The 15690-nt window shown below is 65.7% G+C and carries 14 protein-coding genes and 1 pseudogene; 12 read left to right on the forward strand and 3 right to left on the reverse strand.

Features of this window, described 5'->3' with window-relative positions; genetic code table 11:
• Nucleotides 1–129 precede the first annotated feature (129 nt).
• A pseudogene (locus ACSEEN_RS20585) lies at nt 130–381 on the forward strand (ATP-binding protein); the annotation flags it as partial.
• 126 nt (nt 382–507) lie between these two features.
• Here the strand turns inward: ACSEEN_RS20585 and ACSEEN_RS20590 are convergent.
• The gene (locus ACSEEN_RS20590; protein ID WP_008382041.1) at nt 508–1509 is read right to left on the reverse strand and encodes a helix-turn-helix domain-containing protein; all 1002 of its coding nucleotides are present in this window, start codon (nt 1507–1509) and stop codon (nt 508–510) included.
• A gap of 120 nt (nt 1510–1629) precedes the next feature.
• Here ACSEEN_RS20590 and ACSEEN_RS20595 point away from each other — a divergent pair, with 120 nt between their 5' ends.
• From ACSEEN_RS20595 to ACSEEN_RS20640, 10 genes are all read left to right on the forward strand, one after another.
• The gene (locus tag ACSEEN_RS20595) at nt 1630–1950 is read left to right on the forward strand and encodes a 2Fe-2S iron-sulfur cluster-binding protein (RefSeq protein WP_003937313.1); all 321 of its coding nucleotides are present in this window, start codon (nt 1630–1632) and stop codon (nt 1948–1950) included.
• Between the two features lie 23 nt (nt 1951–1973).
• The gene (locus tag ACSEEN_RS20600) at nt 1974–3362 is read left to right on the forward strand and encodes a cytochrome P450 (RefSeq protein WP_003937314.1); all 1389 of its coding nucleotides are present in this window, start codon (nt 1974–1976) and stop codon (nt 3360–3362) included.
• Nucleotides 3359–4561, forward strand: a complete 1203-nt coding sequence (locus tag ACSEEN_RS20605; RefSeq protein WP_003937315.1) for an NAD(P)/FAD-dependent oxidoreductase — start codon at nt 3359–3361, stop codon at nt 4559–4561. The genes ACSEEN_RS20600 and ACSEEN_RS20605 overlap by 4 nt, the downstream gene beginning before the upstream one ends.
• Before the next feature lie 71 nt (nt 4562–4632).
• Nucleotides 4633–6093 carry a cytochrome P450 gene (locus tag ACSEEN_RS20610; RefSeq protein WP_003937316.1) on the forward strand — a complete coding sequence of 487 codons (1461 nt, stop codon included), beginning with the start codon at nt 4633–4635 and terminating at the stop codon, nt 6091–6093.
• On the forward strand, nt 6090–6815 hold the full coding sequence (locus ACSEEN_RS20615) for a transglutaminase-like domain-containing protein (RefSeq protein WP_003937317.1): 726 nt from the start codon (nt 6090–6092) through the stop codon (nt 6813–6815). Before ACSEEN_RS20610 ends, ACSEEN_RS20615 begins: the two co-directional genes overlap by 4 nt.
• Nucleotides 6812–8341, forward strand: coding sequence for an aldehyde dehydrogenase family protein (locus tag ACSEEN_RS20620; RefSeq protein ID WP_003937318.1), 1530 nt, complete (start codon nt 6812–6814; stop codon nt 8339–8341). The genes ACSEEN_RS20615 and ACSEEN_RS20620 overlap by 4 nt, the downstream gene beginning before the upstream one ends.
• Complete coding sequence (locus ACSEEN_RS20625) at nt 8338–9174, forward strand: SDR family oxidoreductase (protein WP_003937319.1); 837 nt, start codon at nt 8338–8340, stop codon at nt 9172–9174. Before ACSEEN_RS20620 ends, ACSEEN_RS20625 begins: the two co-directional genes overlap by 4 nt.
• 49 nt (nt 9175–9223) lie before the next feature.
• A complete protein-coding gene (locus tag ACSEEN_RS20630; protein ID WP_003937320.1) occupies nt 9224–10291 on the forward strand; it encodes a BtrH N-terminal domain-containing protein in 1068 nt (355 codons plus the stop codon).
• Between the two features lie 74 nt (nt 10292–10365).
• Nucleotides 10366–11997, forward strand: coding sequence for a long-chain fatty acid--CoA ligase (locus tag ACSEEN_RS20635; protein WP_003937321.1), 1632 nt, complete (start codon nt 10366–10368; stop codon nt 11995–11997).
• Between the two features lie 585 nt (nt 11998–12582).
• Nucleotides 12583–13089, forward strand: coding sequence for an integrase core domain-containing protein (locus ACSEEN_RS20640; protein WP_228791322.1), 507 nt, complete (start codon nt 12583–12585; stop codon nt 13087–13089).
• A 47-nt stretch (nt 13090–13136) separates the two neighbouring features.
• Here ACSEEN_RS20640 and ACSEEN_RS20645 read toward each other — a convergent pair whose 3' ends face one another.
• Nucleotides 13137–13823 carry a TetR/AcrR family transcriptional regulator gene (locus ACSEEN_RS20645; protein ID WP_008382024.1) on the reverse strand — a complete coding sequence of 229 codons (687 nt, stop codon included), beginning with the start codon at nt 13821–13823 and terminating at the stop codon, nt 13137–13139.
• 187 nt (nt 13824–14010) lie between these two features.
• Here ACSEEN_RS20645 and ACSEEN_RS20650 point away from each other — a divergent pair, with 187 nt between their 5' ends.
• Nucleotides 14011–15492 (forward strand): MFS transporter, encoded by a 1482-nt coding sequence (locus tag ACSEEN_RS20650; protein WP_050792883.1) that lies wholly within the window; start codon nt 14011–14013, stop codon nt 15490–15492.
• Between the two features lie 24 nt (nt 15493–15516).
• On the opposite strand, the gene ACSEEN_RS20655 is transcribed toward ACSEEN_RS20650, so the two are convergent.
• Nucleotides 15517–15690: an integrase core domain-containing protein gene (locus tag ACSEEN_RS20655; protein ID WP_440714176.1), complete on the reverse strand. Its 174-nt coding sequence runs from the start codon at nt 15688–15690 to the stop codon at nt 15517–15519.

A 15690-nucleotide genomic window follows, 5' to 3' on the forward strand; every position in this document is an offset into this window, starting at 1 on the left:
CCGACCGCGATCTCCGTCCGGTCCGCCACCGTCAACATCATCCGTCCCAGCCCCACCCAGGGTCTCCTACCGCGCTACCCGCAACCCCTCGTGGCCTGCAGTGTTGCTACGACGGTATGACACCGCCACCTGCTGGTCCTGGATGACTTCCTGACGACGCCGGTGGCTGCGCACACCGCGGCCGAGTTGCTCAACATCCTGGCCGCTCGTGAAGGTCGAGGTTCGACTCTGGTGACCTCGCAGTTCGATCCGCCGGACTGGTACAAGTCGCTCCAGGACGCGGTCATCGCCGAATCGATCCTCAACCGGATCGTCGCCGGCGCCGAGATCATCGCCCTGGACGGGCCGAACATGCGCCGACATCTGGCGGACAGCCGATAGTTGGGCGCCGCGGTCGGGCAAGCTAGTATTCTCAATATGACTCGCTGATCACTGTGCATGTTCGAGGCTGATCCGAAGTCCACCACTTCGCGCAGCCTTTTTTATACCAGCGGCGGGACGGGTAGGTTATTCGTGCCGAAATTCGCGTGGAGAGCGACCAGTCCACCGCTTGAAGGCGTGAGAGAAGTTGGCGAGGTCGCTGTATCCGAGATCCGCAGCGATCTCACTCACCGACATCGATCGGTCGAGCAGCCGCAGCATCGCACGATCACGCAGGAATGATTCGCGCAACTCGCGAAAGGTGGTCCCCTCCTCGGACAGGCGCCGCTTGAGTGTGCTACGGGATATCGAGAGCTCGTGTGCGACCCAGTCGTTACTTCGTTTGCCGGGATCCTCCTCCAGGAGCCGTCGCACCTTCTCCGAGAAAGACGTGGTTCTGCTTCGCTGTTCGAGGGTTTGCTGCAGATCAACGATGGCGAGGCGATAGGCGACGGGATCGGAGAACCTACATACCTCGTTGAGGGTATCCGCGGGGACACGAAGGAATGACGTCGGAGCGTCGAAGTACAGGCGCCCAGCTAGGGCGTCCTCATGATTGGCCAGAAAGTTCGGCGCCGACCAGCTCAGATGGAGGGTGACGGTCGGCACATCGCCAGCGAGCATGTCAAGCAGGCGCAGGAGCGCCGACCCGCTGTACGCGACGACCAGGCAGTTCAGGGCCGGATCGCCTGTATGTGCGCTGAGCCCCACAGTAAGCCCCTCGTCTCTTGGGTGGAACTGTGGGCTGAGGGCCGTCGAGATCAAAGGCAGATAGGTGAGCAGCTCGACGATCTCGGCTACCGAACCTGCACTGACCAGAGGAAAGCTCAACGGGCCAAAGGACGTCAACTGAGCCTGCTCGGCGAACGCGAAGCCGAGCGTAGTTGCCTGGTCGACATCGAGTGCGGGGTACACCTCGCGAAACCACCGTATCGGGGCCTGGATGTTCCGCTGGATCAACGTCGTCTCGTCGATTCCTTCGCGAGCCATGATGTTGCGAAGCCGCGCGACAGCGTCTGAGTCGAGTGCTTGGCTCTCGAGCAATTGCGCGAACATGAGTGGAGGCACACCCTCCTCGTTGAGGTTCACCCTGGTCCCCTTTGAGCCGAATTCACAAGTTTCTGACTCTGCCGAACATAGCCGCCGCGCTCGTCTTCGACAACACTTTGACCAAGTTCACATTGAAGACGACGTATCCAGGAGTTGGCTATGGCAGTTGTCACCTTTGTCTCCCACGATGGCCAGAAGCACGAGGCGCCCATCGAGGAAGGGCAGTCGCTGATGCAGGTCGCGACCAACAACGCGGTGCCCGGCATCGACGGCGACTGCGGAGGCGAAGCCGCGTGCGGTACCTGTCATGTGATCGTCGATCCGCAATGGTCCGAGCAGGTCGGCCTCTCGGGTCCCGAGGAGGAGGAGATGCTCGCGATGAACCCCGAGCGCCAGCCGACCTCCCGGCTGTCCTGCCAGATGGCGGCGTCGGCGGCGTGGGACGGCTTGATCGTCGAACTACCCGAATTCCAGATGTGACGGCGAGAAACGGTTAAGACCTGATGAAGATTCCTGAAGCAATCACCGCCAAGGTTCAGTCGACCATCCCGATGGATCTGCAGATCCAGGGCGCGCATCTGTATGACAAGACCCGGCGATGGGTGACCGGGACGAACGGAGAGAAGCTCTTCGTCGAGAGTCCTATCCCGCCGGTCGAGGACGTCGAGCTCGCCGACATCGACCTCAGCAACCCTTTTCTCTATCGCCAGGGGCGCTGGCAGTCCTACTTCGAGCGCTTGCGCAACGAGGCGCCGGTCCACTACCAGCCCAACAGTGCGTTCGGTCCGTTCTGGTCTGTCACGCGGCATGCCGACATCGTGGCCGTGGACAAGAACCACGAGCTCTTCTCCGCCGAGCCGTTCATTGTCATCGGGGCCCCGCCTCGTTTCCTTGATATCGCGATGTTCATCGCGATGGATCCGCCACGCCACGACGCGCAGCGGGCCGCTGTCCAAGGCGTTGTTGCGCCGAAGAACCTGCGTGAGATGGAGGGGCTGATTCGATCGCGTGTGCAGGAGGTGCTGGACGACCTGCCCGTGGATCAGCCGTTCGACTGGGTGCAGAACGTCTCGATCGAGTTGACCGCTCGGATGCTTGCCACCCTTCTGGACTTCCCGTACGAGCAGCGTCGCAAGCTCGTCTACTGGTCAGATCTCGCGACGTCGCTGGAGCAAGCCAACGGCGGGCCCTCGGACAACGACGAGGTGTTCCCCGGCATGCGCGACATGGCGCGAGGTCTCAGCGCTCTCTGGCACGACAAGGCAGCGCGGATGGCTGCCGGGGAGGAACCCGGCTTCGATCTGATCACCATGTTGCAGAGCAACGAGAACACCAAGGACCTGATCGACCGCCCGATGGAATTCTTGGGCAACCTCGTGCTGCTGATCGTCGGAGGCAACGACACGACCCGCAACTCGATGAGCGGCGGTGTTCTTGCGCTGAACCGCTTCCCCGATCAGTTCGAGAAGCTGAAGGCAAACCCCGACCTGATCCCCAACATGGGCTCGGAGATCATCCGGTGGCAAACCCCGCTGGCTTATATGCGCCGGGTCGCCAAGGCCGACACCATTCTGAACGGGCAGTTCATCCGCAAGGGCGACAAAGTAGTGATGTGGTACGCCTCGGGCAACCGCGACGAGCGCGTGTTCGAACGGCCCGATGAGTTCATCATCGACCGGGCCAACGCCCGCAACCACATCTCCTTCGGCTTCGGCGTCCATCGTTGTATGGGCAACCGGCTGGCCGAGCTCCAGCTGCGGATCCTGTGGGAGGAGTTGCTTCCCCGTTTCGACAATATCGAGGTCGTCGGCGAGCCAGAGTACGTGCAGTCCAATTTCGTGAGGGGCATCAGCAAGATGATGGTCCGCCTCACCCCGAAATCCAGCGCATGACCTCGCAGCGGGCCCTCATCGTCGGGGCCGGCCATGCCGGGGCCCAACTCGCGGCCAGTCTGCGCCAGGAAGGGTGGACCGGTGAGATCGTCCTCATCGGCGAGGAGTCGGCGCTGCCCTATCAACGCCCGCCGCTGTCGAAGGGTTACCTGGCGGGGAAGAGCACGCTCGACGAACTCGCGATCCGCAGCGCCAAATTCTACACCGAGCAGGGGATCCAACTCCTGAATGCGAAGGTGGAGGCGATCGACCGCTCGGCTGGTCATCTCGTGTTGAGCACCGGCGACGCGCTGCCCTACGACAAGCTCGCGCTGTGCACTGGGGCCCGCCCTCGACGGCTTTCCATCCCGGGGGCCGACCTGGTCGGCGTCTACTACCTACGCACCGCTGCGGACGTCGAGATGATCCGAGAGGCCACCAGCCCCGGGTGTCGGGCTGTGATCATCGGCGGCGGCTACATCGGACTGGAGACGGCCGCCTCATTGCGTGCGCTCGGTCTGGAGGTCACTGTACTCGAGGCGACCGAGCGCGTCCTCGAACGGGTCACCGCCCCCGCTGTATCGGCGTTCTTCGACCGGATCCACCGGGAGGAGGGCGTGAACATCCGGACGGGCGCGCTGGTCGAAGCTCTATCAGGTGACGGCAGGGTCCGCGAGGTGTTCCTGTCCAGTGGCGAATCAATTCCCACCGACCTCGTCATTGTCGGTATCGGCGTTGAGCCGAACACCGAGCTCGCCGCCGCCGCGGGGCTGGTCGTCGACAACGGCGTCGTGATCGACGACCAGACCCGGACCAGCGACCCCGACATCGTGGCGGCTGGGGACTGCGCCAGCCATGACATGGCCCGTTACGGCCGTCGCATACGCCTGGAGTCCGTGCCGAGTGCGGGTGAGCAGGCCAAGGTGGCGGCCGCGACCGTCTGCGGCAAGTCCAAGATGATCGCGGCGCTTCCATGGTTCTGGTCGGATCAATACGATCTCAAGCTCCAGATCGCCGGTCTCAACACCGGGTACGACGAAGTCGTCCTCAGCGGCGACCCGACCCGGGACCGCGACTTCACCTGCTTCTACCTGCGTGCGGGCGAGCTCATCGCCGCCGACTGCATCAACCGGCCCCGTCACTTCATGTTCAGCAAGCGGGTCATCACGCAGCGACTCCCCATTGGCCGGACCGAACTGGTGCTCGCAGGCTCTGTCTGAGGTGATCGGTCCCTTGGCGGCGATGGTACGACAACAGCGAGTACGGGCCCACATTTCGGAAAGGAACGTCAGTGACGAACATCATCCAGCTCCCGCTGGCGAAGGGTCGTGAGCGGCTCTCGTCGGTATTCCTGGCACCATTGCCGAGTCGGGCCGACGCGACCCTGCTAGGGGTCAGCGACCAGTGGCCTGTTCGTGAGCTCGCCCCGCCCCCGGCGGGGTCGGGGCTCGAGCCCGTCCGAGGGACCGCGGGCATGCCTCTGCTCGGTCACACCCTGGACTACATCAGGTTCGGCTCCAACTTCACCCGGGCCAGGTACCAACGCTTCGGACCGGTCTGGTGGATGGGCGCCTTCGGCACGAGAATCGTGATGGTGGCGGGCGCGGATGCCACACAGGAGGCGCTGACGACCAAGGCGAAGTCGTTCTCCCAGGACGGGTGGACCTATCTCATCGATGCTTTCTTTCACCGGGGCCTGATGCTGATGAGCTTCGACGAGCACAGGATGCATCGGCGGATCATGCAGGAGGCGTTCACCCGCGACCGGCTCGCCGGCTACGTCGACCAGCTCGGCCCGACGCTGGAGACCAGCATCCGCAGGTGGACAGCGGGCCGGTCCACGCGCATCTACCCACTGTTGAAGGCCCTGACTCTCGACGTCGCAACGGAGGTCTTCATGGCAGGTCGGGGAGGGAGCGAGGACACTGACGCCATCAACGACGCCTTCGTGGCCACCGTGCGCGCAGCCAGCTCGATCATCCGTTTCCCGCTGCCGGGGACTCGGTGGCGCGCCGGAGTCCATGGGCGCACGCTCCTGGAGGACTACTTCACCCGGCATCTGCCGACGGCTCGAAGTGCCCAGGGAGACGACCTCTTTGCGGGGCTGTGCCATGCGCGCACGGCCGACGGTGAGGCGTTCACTGATGAGGACGTCGTCAACCACATGATCTTCTTGATGATGGCGGCCCACGATACCTCGACCATCACCACCACCGCTGCCGCCTACTTCCTCGCCAAGCACCCAGCCTGGCAGGAACGGGCTCGGGCCGAGTCCGACCGACTCGGTGAACGCCGCCCCGACATCGACGACCTGGACTCGATGGCGACTCTCGACCTGGTGATCAAGGAGACGCTGCGCCTCGTGGCGCCCGTGCCGATCGTGATGCGCAAGACGATCGAGAACGTGGAGATTGCCGGACGCCACATCCCGGCGGACACCCTGGTGGCCGTGGCTCCTGCGGTGAACCACTTCGACGAGTCGTGCTGGACCGAGCCCGACACCTTCGACCCCGACCGTTTCAGCGAGCCGCGCCATGAGGACCAGAATCACCGTTTCGGGTGGATCCCCTTCGGCGGAGGAGTGCACAAGTGCATTGGTCTGCACTTCGGCACCCTCGAGGTCAAGGCGATCCTGCACCACATGCTGCGCACTTACACCTGGTCGGTCCCCGACCAGTATGAAGTGAGATGGGACAACACCTCGCTCCCCATTCCTGTCGACGGGTTGCCGATCACCCTGGAGCGCAGATGAATCCGGCACCGGTGGCGTTCTTGGGGGCGACCGACTTCCTCGACATCGAGCACGAGTCCGTCCGGGCATTCACCGCCGCCGCGGTTGGGGATGCGAGCACCGACCGGGACAAGGCCAATCGCCTCTTCACCGCCGTCCGTGACCAGATCTGGTACGACCCCTACACGGTGTCGGACAATCCCGCCCACTATCGAGCCAGCTTCGTCCTCGAGTCCGGGCGCGCCTATTGCGTCCCGAAGGCGGTGCTCTTGACCGCGGTGTGCCGAGCGGCAGGGATTCCGGCGCTGCTGGGTTTCGCTGACGTCCGCAATCACCTGCAGACCGAAGCGCTGCGAGCGCTCATGGGCGGCACAGACCTGTTCGTCTATCACGGCTACAGCCGTCTCTACATCGACGGCCGGTGGTTGAAGGCGACGCCTGCGTTCAACACCGAGTTGTGTGCGCGTTTCGGTGTGCCGCCGGTGGATTTCGACGGTGATCGCGACGCACTCCTGCACGCCTTCACCGCCGACGGAGCCCAGCATATGGAGTACGTCCGCGAGCGCGGCATCTTCGACGATCTGCCTTTGAACGCGATCCTGACCGAGCTTCGGCATACCTATGGACCGTTGATGTTCAAGCGCGCTGACGTGATCGCTGACGCTTTCACCGACACACCCACCAGCCGCACCCAGCCCGACGGGATCTCCGGTGGGTTCCACTCACCCCTGGAGGACCGATGAGCACGGCGACCGCAGCGGACGCCTTGGACGTGTGCAACCCAGCCGATGGCCGGCTGATCGCAACCGTCCCTGTGGATGATCGCGAGACCGTGAACGGTGTCGCGGCTGACCTCCGCTGCGCCCAGGTCGGGTGGGTCGAGGCTGGCCCGCGGCAACGCGCCAGATGGTTGCATCGCTGGCGGGACTGGATCCTGGCTCACACCGACGAGCTCACCGATCTGCTGCAAGCCGAAACGGGCAAGGTGCGCCCAGATGCCCTCGTGGAGACGACCGCGTCGTGCGAATTCATCACCTACTACGCTGACAACGCCGAGAGGTTTCTCGCTGGCGAGCAGGTCAGGTCCTCGAGTCTGTTGAGTCTGCCGAAGCGGCTGTCCAAGACCTACCACCCATATCCGGTTGTCGGGCTCATCACGCCCTGGAACTTCCCGATCACCCTCTTCCTCATGGATGCAGCGCCCGCGTTGGCTGCCGGATGCGCGGTCCTGGCGAAGTCCTCGGAGGAGACGCCACTGACGTGTGCGCGGGTCGTCGAGGGCTGGCACGAGATCGGCGCCCCTCCGGTCTTGGCCCATGTTGTGGGTGCCGGCGAAGCGGGTGCGTCGGTGGTGGACGCCGCTGACTTCGTGCAGTTCACCGGCTCGACAGCCACCGGGCGTGCGGTCGCGATCCGCTGCGCCGAGCACCTGAAGCCGGTGAGCCTGGAGCTGGGCGGTAAGGATCCGGCGATAGTGCTGGAGGACGCCGACCTTGCTCGTGCGGTGGAGGGGATCGCGTGGGGCGGTCTGTTCAACGCAGGGCAGGTCTGCATCTCCGTCGAGCGGGTATACGTGGTAGCTGAGATCTACGACGAGTTCGTGGCCCGGCTGACGCAGAGGGTGCGCTCCCTGGCCCAGGGTGCGGCGACAGGTGACGACGTGGGTGCGATGGTCACTGCGAGGCAGGTCGAGATCGCCGATCGCCACGTCAGCCAGGCGGTGGCGGCGGGTGCGCGGGTCCTGGCCGGCGGAACCCGGAGTGCGGTCGGGAACTACTACGCTCCGACCGTCCTGGTCGGTGTCGACCACACGATGGCTTGCATGACCGAGGAGACCTTCGGCCCCACGATCCCGGTGATGCTGGTCGCGGATGAAGACGAGGCCATCCGTCTGGCCAACGACTCGGCGTACGGCCTGTCTGCGACGGTGTGGACCCGCGACCACGCTCGGGCACAGCGCATTGCGAAACGCCTGGACGCGGGTGCGGTCAACATCAACGACGTCTTCAGCAACCTCTTCGCCACCACACTGCCGCACAGTGGATGGAAGGCATCGGGTATCGGTGCGCGGCTCGGCGGTGCCTACGGGCTGCACAAGTACTGCCGGGTCCAGGCGGTGACCGAGCCGCGGATTCCTGTCCCGGCACGAGAACTCACGTGGTACCCGTACACCTCCCGGCGTGCGGCCATCGCCGAAAGAGTATTGCGCGCGGCAGCCGGCCGCGGCCTGTGGCAACGCCTCGGCCTGAACAAGGAGAACAGCAAGTGACGACGCACATCCCCCACACTGCCGCCAAGACTGTGGCGATCACCGGCGGAGCCCGCGGCATCGGCTACCAGACCGCGAAGGAGCTGATCCGACGAGGCCACCGCGTCGCCATCGGCGACGTCGACGAGGCACGTGCCAAAGAGGCCGCCGTCGAGCTCGGGGTGAAGGTCGTCACCCGCCTCGATGTCACCGATCCCGACTCGTTCCGCGAATTTCTCGACCTGGTCGAGGGGGGCCTCGGCCCCCTCGACGTGCTGATCAACAACGCGGGCATCATGCCCACCGGGCACGCCCACGAGGAAGCCGACGCGGTGACCCGGCGGCAGGTCGAGATCAACGTCCTGGGAGTCATCTTCGGGACCAAACTCGCCCTCCAACGGATGCTGCCGCGGCGTGCCGGGCACATCATCAACACCGCATCACTGGCCGGTGAGCTCGCCGTACCCGGTCTGGCGACCTATTGCGGCACCAAGTTCGCGGTCATCGGGTTCACTGAGGCAGCACGACAGGAATACCGCAAGTCCGGGGTCCAGCTGTCCACGGTCCGGCCTACGTTCACCAACACCGAGCTCGTCGCTGGGACGGCTGGGGCCAAGGGACTGCGCAACGCCGAGCCCGAGGAGATCGCTCGAGCGACAGCCGATCTGATCGAGAATCCGCGTTCTTTCGTGCGTGTCACCCGCCTCGCCGGCGGCATGGTCGCCGCGATGAAGTTCGTCCCCGGTCGGTTGGCTACCTGGCTCGGATCGGCCCTGGGCACGGACTCGGTGTTCCTCGACGACGTCGACATGAGGATACGCCAGGCCTACCTGGACAGAATCCGGAGCAACTGATCCAGTCTTCGAACCCCGTCGTGCGCCGATCCACCGAAGAGGAACTCCTATGCCCCGCAGAACCCTGATCAAGGACTACCCGCATCGGATGGCGGGGCATTGCGGCTCTGGCGCGATGCGCGATCTTCTGCACTGGCATGGTCTGGGGTGGGATGGACCGCCCGACGAAGGTCTGGTGTTCGCGCTCGGTGGCGCGGTGGGGCTATCCTACCTCCGGTCGAGCGACCTCGTCCCACCGCTGTACCTGGTGGGACGAGGTGCCGACTTCGAAGTCGATCTACCCCGCCGACTCGGCGGACAGGTCCACGTTCTCACGACCGACGATCCTCGCGAGGGATGGTCATGGGTTCTCGACGAGATCGAAGCAGGCAGACCCAGTCTGGTGTGGGGCGACATCGGTGAGTTGCCGTACCTGCGGGTCCAGTTGCGGATGAGTCGCCACGATATCGTCGTGATCGGTCACGACGAGGCCGAGGGGATCGCTTTTGTCGTGGACAATGACCGCGCCGAGGTGCAGGAGGTCCCGCTCGATGCGCTGGCTCGGGCGCGGTCCTCGAAGTCTTTCCCGGAACCGACGCGCCACTGCACCTACCGCATCATCTGGCCGGACGCGCTGCCAGACGTGGCGGAAGTAGCGGCAGAGGCATTTCGCCAGTCCGCGGCCAGTATGCGCCGCCCGTCGCAGCCCGGGATCGTCGATCTCACGACAGCGGCGGCCGGGGCCGAGGGCCTAGCTGCGGTCGTACAGCTGGCGGCCGACGTTCGGACCTGGGCCGATCTTCCGATAGACGACCTCGAGATCCTCCTGTTCAGCCTGAGCGCTTTTATCGAGAAGGCAGGTACCGGCGGCGGGCTGTTCCGCCGATTGCTCGCCGATGGCTGCGCGGATGTCGCACGCCTGACCGGCGACTTCGCCACCGCTCAACTCGCCGTCTCCGCCAGCCGTTGTGCGCAGGCATGGACCGAGACTGCACGTGCCGGTATCCGGCGCGACGTTGATGTGCGAGCGCGCGCGGCCGGGATGTCTTTGGCGGCTAGCCGGCTGCCAGAGCTGGAGTTGGACCTGGTCGAGTCCCTGGAGTCTGCTTCAAGCTCGCTTATGGCTGCAGATCGCTGACAGCCCCACTTTTCCCCGGACGCTCGGTCTCCGGATCGCTGTGTTCGAAGGCAACTCTCTCAACAAGGAATGCTATGCAGAGCACGATGATGAACGTCCCGTTGACAACTGCGGCGATTCTGCGCCACGGCTCGAGTGTGCATGGCTCGGCAACCGTGCGGACCTTGCAGCCCGACGGGAGCGTGAAGGTCGCCTCGTTCGCCGAGATCGGACGGCGGTCCGCCCAGTTGGCCAACGCGTTGCGCGGTTGCGGGATCACAGGCGATGAGCGCGTCGCAACCTTTATGTGGAACAACCAGGAACATGTGGAAGCCTACTGTGCGGTGCCCTCGATGGGCGCGGTACTGCACACTCTCAATCTACGCCTCGCCTCAGATCAACTCGTCTACATAGGCAACCACGCCGAGGACCGGGTCGTGATTCTCGACGGAAGCCTGGTCCCGCTGCTGGCCCCCGTGCTGCCGCACATCACCAGTGTGCACACCGTCGTCGTGACCGGGGGGGTGGACCTCACCCCGCTGCACCGTGACGGGCTCACAGTCGTGGGTTACGAGGAGTTCATCTCCGCTCAGCCCGAGACGTTCGACTGGCCTGACCTCGATGAGCAGTCAGCAGCCGCCATGTGTTACACCTCCGGTACCACCGGGACCCCCAAAGGCGTCGCCTACAGCCACCGGTCGACCTACCTGCATTCGATGGCGGCCTGCGCCGCCGACGGACTGCGAGTCGGCTGCGATGACCGGATCCTCGCTATTGTGCCGATGTTCCATGCCAACGCCTGGGGACTGGTCTATGCCGCCCTCATGGCAGGTGCCGACCTTCTCATGCCTGACCGGTTCCTGCAGGCCGAGCCGCTGGTACGGCTCATCGATGCCCAGAAGCCAACCGTCGCAGGCGCGGTCCCGACGATCTGGAACGACGTGCTGAACTTCGTGGAGGCCAACCCCAGCTACGACATCTCCTCTCTCGGCCTGGTTGCCTGCGGTGGCTCCGCCGTGCCCGTTCACCTGATGGAGATCTTCGAGGAGAAGTACGGCGTACAGGTTGTCCAGGCGTGGGGAATGACCGAGACCTCGCCGCTGGCCACCGTCGCGCGTCCGCCGGCATCGCTCGACACGCAGGAGCGGTGGCGCCTGCGAGCCACTCAAGGCCGTCCGGTTCCAGGTGTGGAATTGAGGATCGTCGGCGACGCGGGCAATGAGCTCCCGCACGACGGCGAAGCCGTCGGCGAGCTGCAGGTGCGCGGACCTTGGATCACCGGCTCGTACATCGGCGAAGAGGATGACGGGGAGAAGTTTCAGGACGGTTGGTTGCGCACCGGCGACGTCGGTCGGATCGATGAACGCAGTTTCGTCACGCTGACCGACCGCACAAAGGACGTGATCAAGTCTGGCGGGGAGTGGATCTCCTCGGTCGAGCTCGAACTGCTGCTCGCCGGACACCCCGATGTGCTCGAGGCATCTGTGATCGGGGTGCCGGACGAGAAGTGGCAGGAACGTCCCCTCGCGGTGATCGTCGTACGTGACGGGCGCGAGCCCACACCTGCCCATCTGCGTGACTTCCTCGTTGGCAAGGTCGCCAAATGGTGGCTGCCCGAGCGTTGGTGCTTCGTCTCCGAGGTGCCCAAGACCTCGGTCGGCAAGTTCGACAAGAAGCGCCTGCGCTCCCTGCATGCCGAAGGAGAGCTTGCCGTCGTCGAAATCTAGGAATCCTCTCTAGATCATCGAGCACGGGTCCCTGCTCACATCGTGGGGTTAGGATCCGCGGCGGACAGTCCGACTTCGAGTACCTTGCCCGGCCTTAGTGGTCACGCCTCTCTTCAGTCACGCCGCGAACGCAGACCGGGTGGTGCGACATACCCCACGCTGAGTCAGCCGAGAACCTCGCAGGCCAAACCTCGACTGCCGCGCGATCGCGGCCACTTGGCGGCCCTGGATACTTCCTGCTGGTACCTGCGAAAATTCCCACCTGCAGTGCTGGCGGCGGTCCGGTTCGACCATCGCAAGGTGTGGGCGATGTGCCGTTGCGACGGGCACCCGGTGTCGCAGGCGACCGTGCTGCGGTGCCTGCGAGACGAGGGTCTGCTGCCGCCAGCCGCAAGGCTGCGTTCGCCGCCGAGCCCACCGGCCCGAATCAGGTGTAGCGTTTGGACTTCAGTGAGTTCGAGACCACCGCTGGCGGGACGTGGCGTATCGCGGATTGCCGGGACTACTGGAGCAAATACGAGCATCCCTGGCATGTGTCGCCGACGGCGAACCAGCACGAACGCGATCACCGCGATCGAGCGCGCTTTGGCCGACTACGAGCAGTCGTACGACCACCCGCTGGCCGAAACGTGCCCACGCGAGCCCGGCCGTGGTCTCGAGCCCGCGGCGACGATCGTGACCTACAACGGCGGCCCGTTCCGGTCGTTCCGCTTCGAGGCGTTCGTCACCGCACACCCCGAACTGCGCCACGTCGGTACCCGAGTCAGGTCGCCGGGCCAGAACGGCTCGCGCGAACGCGGTTTCGGGTCGCTGAAGTACGAGCGACTGTTCCTCGAGGAGATCGATGACGTCTTGGCCGTGGTGAAGCACGCTGACGCCTACCGGGTCGAGCACAACACCGTCCGGCCGCACGAAGCCATCGCTTGGAACCGGCCGATCCAGATCCACCCTGGCCTGGTCGGCCCTCGGATCCCCAACTTTCCCCGAGACCGAAAACCTGCCAACTACTTGACACGGGACACGACGACGCAGCAGCGGCCTCGTCCAGGAGTGTTCGATCAACGGCTCTGGTATCCCTCACACCCGAATTGAGCCAGAGCCGTTGACCCGACCTCCGTACGTGCGGGCTTTTGTCGGTTTTACTTGCGGGTGTTGTGGTTGTGGTGGGCGGTGAGGAAATCGTCGACCAGGCGTGCGCAGTCGTGGTGGTCGATGCTGTGCAGCCCGGTGAGGCGAGCGAAGACGATCGGGCCCAGCAGCTGGATGATGACGAAGGTGGTGTCGAGGTCGCCGAGGTGGGCGCGGGCCTCAGGGCTGGTGAGGATGTGGTCGAACGGTTCGCGGTAGCGGCGGATGACCTGGGCGCGCAGGGAGGTGACCGCGCCCGAGTCAGGGGGTGCGCCGGGGTCGGGGGTAATGGATCCCATGGCCAGCCAGGACAGGGTGGTCAGCTGGAGGGGAGCGTTCTCGATCAGGTCGGCTTGGGCGGTGAGCAACGCGATCAACTGCTCGCGCACGGGCCCGTCGTCGGGTGGGGTGTCCACGCGTGGGAGTAGGCGTTCGAAGGTGGCCGCGAGCAGGTGGGTGCTGCTGCCGAAGTGCCGGTAGAGGGTGGTGCGCGCGACTTTCGAGGTGCGGGTGACCGCGTCGATGGTGACCGCGTCGATACCGCCGGTGGCCAGCAGATGGGTGGCCGCGTCGAGCAACCGTGCCCGCGAGCGCGCCAACCGCGGATCGGCCTGATCGAGATCCGCGTCCTGCTCGCCGGTGGCGGAGTGGGGCGCGGCGGGTCCGGTGCGGGTGTCGGCCTGGTCGCGGGTGGTCATGGTCGGGAAGACCTCCAAGGAAACGGGCGGCGGTGAATGTGTCCGATTTCGACTCTATCGCAACCACTCTCGCCTGTGATACTCATGGTAGCGAAGCGATACCGATGGTTTCGTCGGGTGGGAGGTGCCGGTGAACGCACCGGAAACGACTGACGGTCACAGTGTGCTGGCGCGGGCCGAATGGTGGATGCTGACGGTGTCGTGCCTGGCGGTGGCGCTGGTCGTCGCGGCGATGGCTGCACTGTATTCGGCGTTGCCGCTGATCGCGGTCGCGACCGGGGCGACCCAATCGCAGCTGACCTGGATCGTCGACGGCTACACCCTGATCCTGGCGTGCCTGGTCCTGCCCGCCGGCGCGGTGGGTGACCGCTACGGGCGCCGCGTCGTGCTGATCGCGGGCCTGGCGGTGTTCTCCGTGGCCTCGGCGCTGCCGCTGCTCATGTCGGGGCCGGTGTGGCTGATCGCGGCCCGCGCGGCGGCGGGCGCGGGCGCGGCACTGGTGATGCCCTCGACCCTGTCGATCCTGACCGCGGGGCTGCCCGAAGCGCATCGCGGGCGCGCGGTCGGGGTGTGGGCTGGGGTCGCCGGGTCCGGTGCGGTGCTCGGGATCCTCGGCTCGGGACTGCTGCTGGCGCGGTGGTCGTGGGAATCGGTGTTCGTGGGACTGACCGTGGCCGGGGTGGTGCTGGCCGCGCTGGCGTGCACCATCGCCGAATCCCGCGAGCGGGAACACCCGCCGGTGGACTGGGTGGGCGCGGTGGCGGTGGCGATCGCGATCGCGGCGATCGTGTTCGCCTGCGTCGAGATCCCCGCGCGCGGCTGGCTCGACCCGCTCGTGACCCCCACCCTCGCGCTCGGTGTCGCCGCGGCGGTGGTGTTCGTGATCATGGAGTTGCGGGTCGCCGCGCCGCTGCTGGATGTGCGGTTGTTCGCCCGGCGGGGGTTCGGGGCCGGGTCACTGTCGGTGACCATCCAGTTCCTGGTCACCTTCGGGGTGTTCCTGCTGCTGGTGCAATACCTGCAATTGATCCTCGGGTACGGGCCGCTCGGTTCGGCGCTGGGCCTGGTGCCGATGGCGGTGCCGCTGGTGGCGATCTCGGTGATCGCGCCGTGGCTGTCGAGCCGGGTCGGGCTGCGGGCGATGACCGTCACCGGGCTGCTCGCCATCGCGACCGGACTCTTCCTGGTGAGCCGGTTGACCCTGGCCGCCGACTACCCAGACCTGTTGTGGCCGTTGCTGATCCTGAGCGCCGGGCTGGGATTGTGCACCGCCCCGGCCACCTACGCCATCGTCGCCGACACCCCCGTGGCCAAACACGGTGTCGCCGCCGCCGTCAACGACGCCGCCCGCGAGATCGGCGCGGCCATCGGAATCGCCGTATCCGGCAGCGTGCTCGCCGCCGGATACACCCACCACATCCAACCCGCCCTGCCCCAGCTGCCCGAACCCGCTCGCGGCCCGGTCGCCGACTCCCTCGCCGCCGCCCTGCAGGTCGCCGACCGCGCCGGACCCGCCGCCCAGCCACTGGCCGAATTCGCCAAGACCGCGTTCGTACACGGCAGCACCCAGGCCGCGCTCGCGCTGGCGGCCATCACCGCGGCCGGAGCACTCGCGCTGGCCATCCTCGCCCCCGGACGCACACCCCGGCCCACCCCCACCACGACCTGAAGCGCCCTGGGTTTCGTTCCGTGGTTACACGGTCGCGGGCGCGGTCGTCGTGGTGTGAGTGTAGGTCGCTCCGACGTTCGCCGGGGTGCGGTAGCCGAGAGCTTCGTGGAGCCGGGAGGTGTTCCACCAGTGGACCCAGCCCATCGTGGCGAGCTCAACCTCGCTGACTGACTCCCAGATCCGCTTGGAGTAGATCAA

The sequence above is a fragment of the Gordonia marina genome, assembly GCF_052036135.1.
Classification (GTDB): domain Bacteria; phylum Actinomycetota; class Actinomycetes; order Mycobacteriales; family Mycobacteriaceae; genus Gordonia.

What these genes read in the sequence shown, in the direction of transcription:
- ACSEEN_RS20595 (WP_003937313.1), top strand. Translation starts at nt 1,630, where the DNA reads ATGGCAGTTGTCACCTTTGTCTCCCACGATGGCCAGAAGCACGAGGCG.
- ACSEEN_RS20600 (WP_003937314.1), top strand. Translation starts at nt 1,974, where the DNA reads ATGAAGATTCCTGAAGCAATCACCGCCAAGGTTCAGTCGACCATCCCG.
- ACSEEN_RS20605 (WP_003937315.1), top strand. Translation starts at nt 3,359, where the DNA reads ATGACCTCGCAGCGGGCCCTCATCGTCGGGGCCGGCCATGCCGGGGCC.
- ACSEEN_RS20615 (WP_003937317.1), top strand. Translation starts at nt 6,090, where the DNA reads ATGAATCCGGCACCGGTGGCGTTCTTGGGGGCGACCGACTTCCTCGAC.
- ACSEEN_RS20620 (WP_003937318.1), top strand. Translation starts at nt 6,812, where the DNA reads ATGAGCACGGCGACCGCAGCGGACGCCTTGGACGTGTGCAACCCAGCC.
- ACSEEN_RS20630 (WP_003937320.1), top strand. Translation starts at nt 9,224, where the DNA reads ATGCCCCGCAGAACCCTGATCAAGGACTACCCGCATCGGATGGCGGGG.
- ACSEEN_RS20635 (WP_003937321.1), top strand. Translation starts at nt 10,366, where the DNA reads ATGCAGAGCACGATGATGAACGTCCCGTTGACAACTGCGGCGATTCTG.
- ACSEEN_RS20645 (WP_008382024.1), bottom strand. Translation starts at nt 13,823, where the DNA reads ATGACCACCCGCGACCAGGCCGACACCCGCACCGGACCCGCCGCGCCC.
- ACSEEN_RS20650 (WP_050792883.1), top strand. Translation starts at nt 14,011, where the DNA reads ATGCTGACGGTGTCGTGCCTGGCGGTGGCGCTGGTCGTCGCGGCGATG.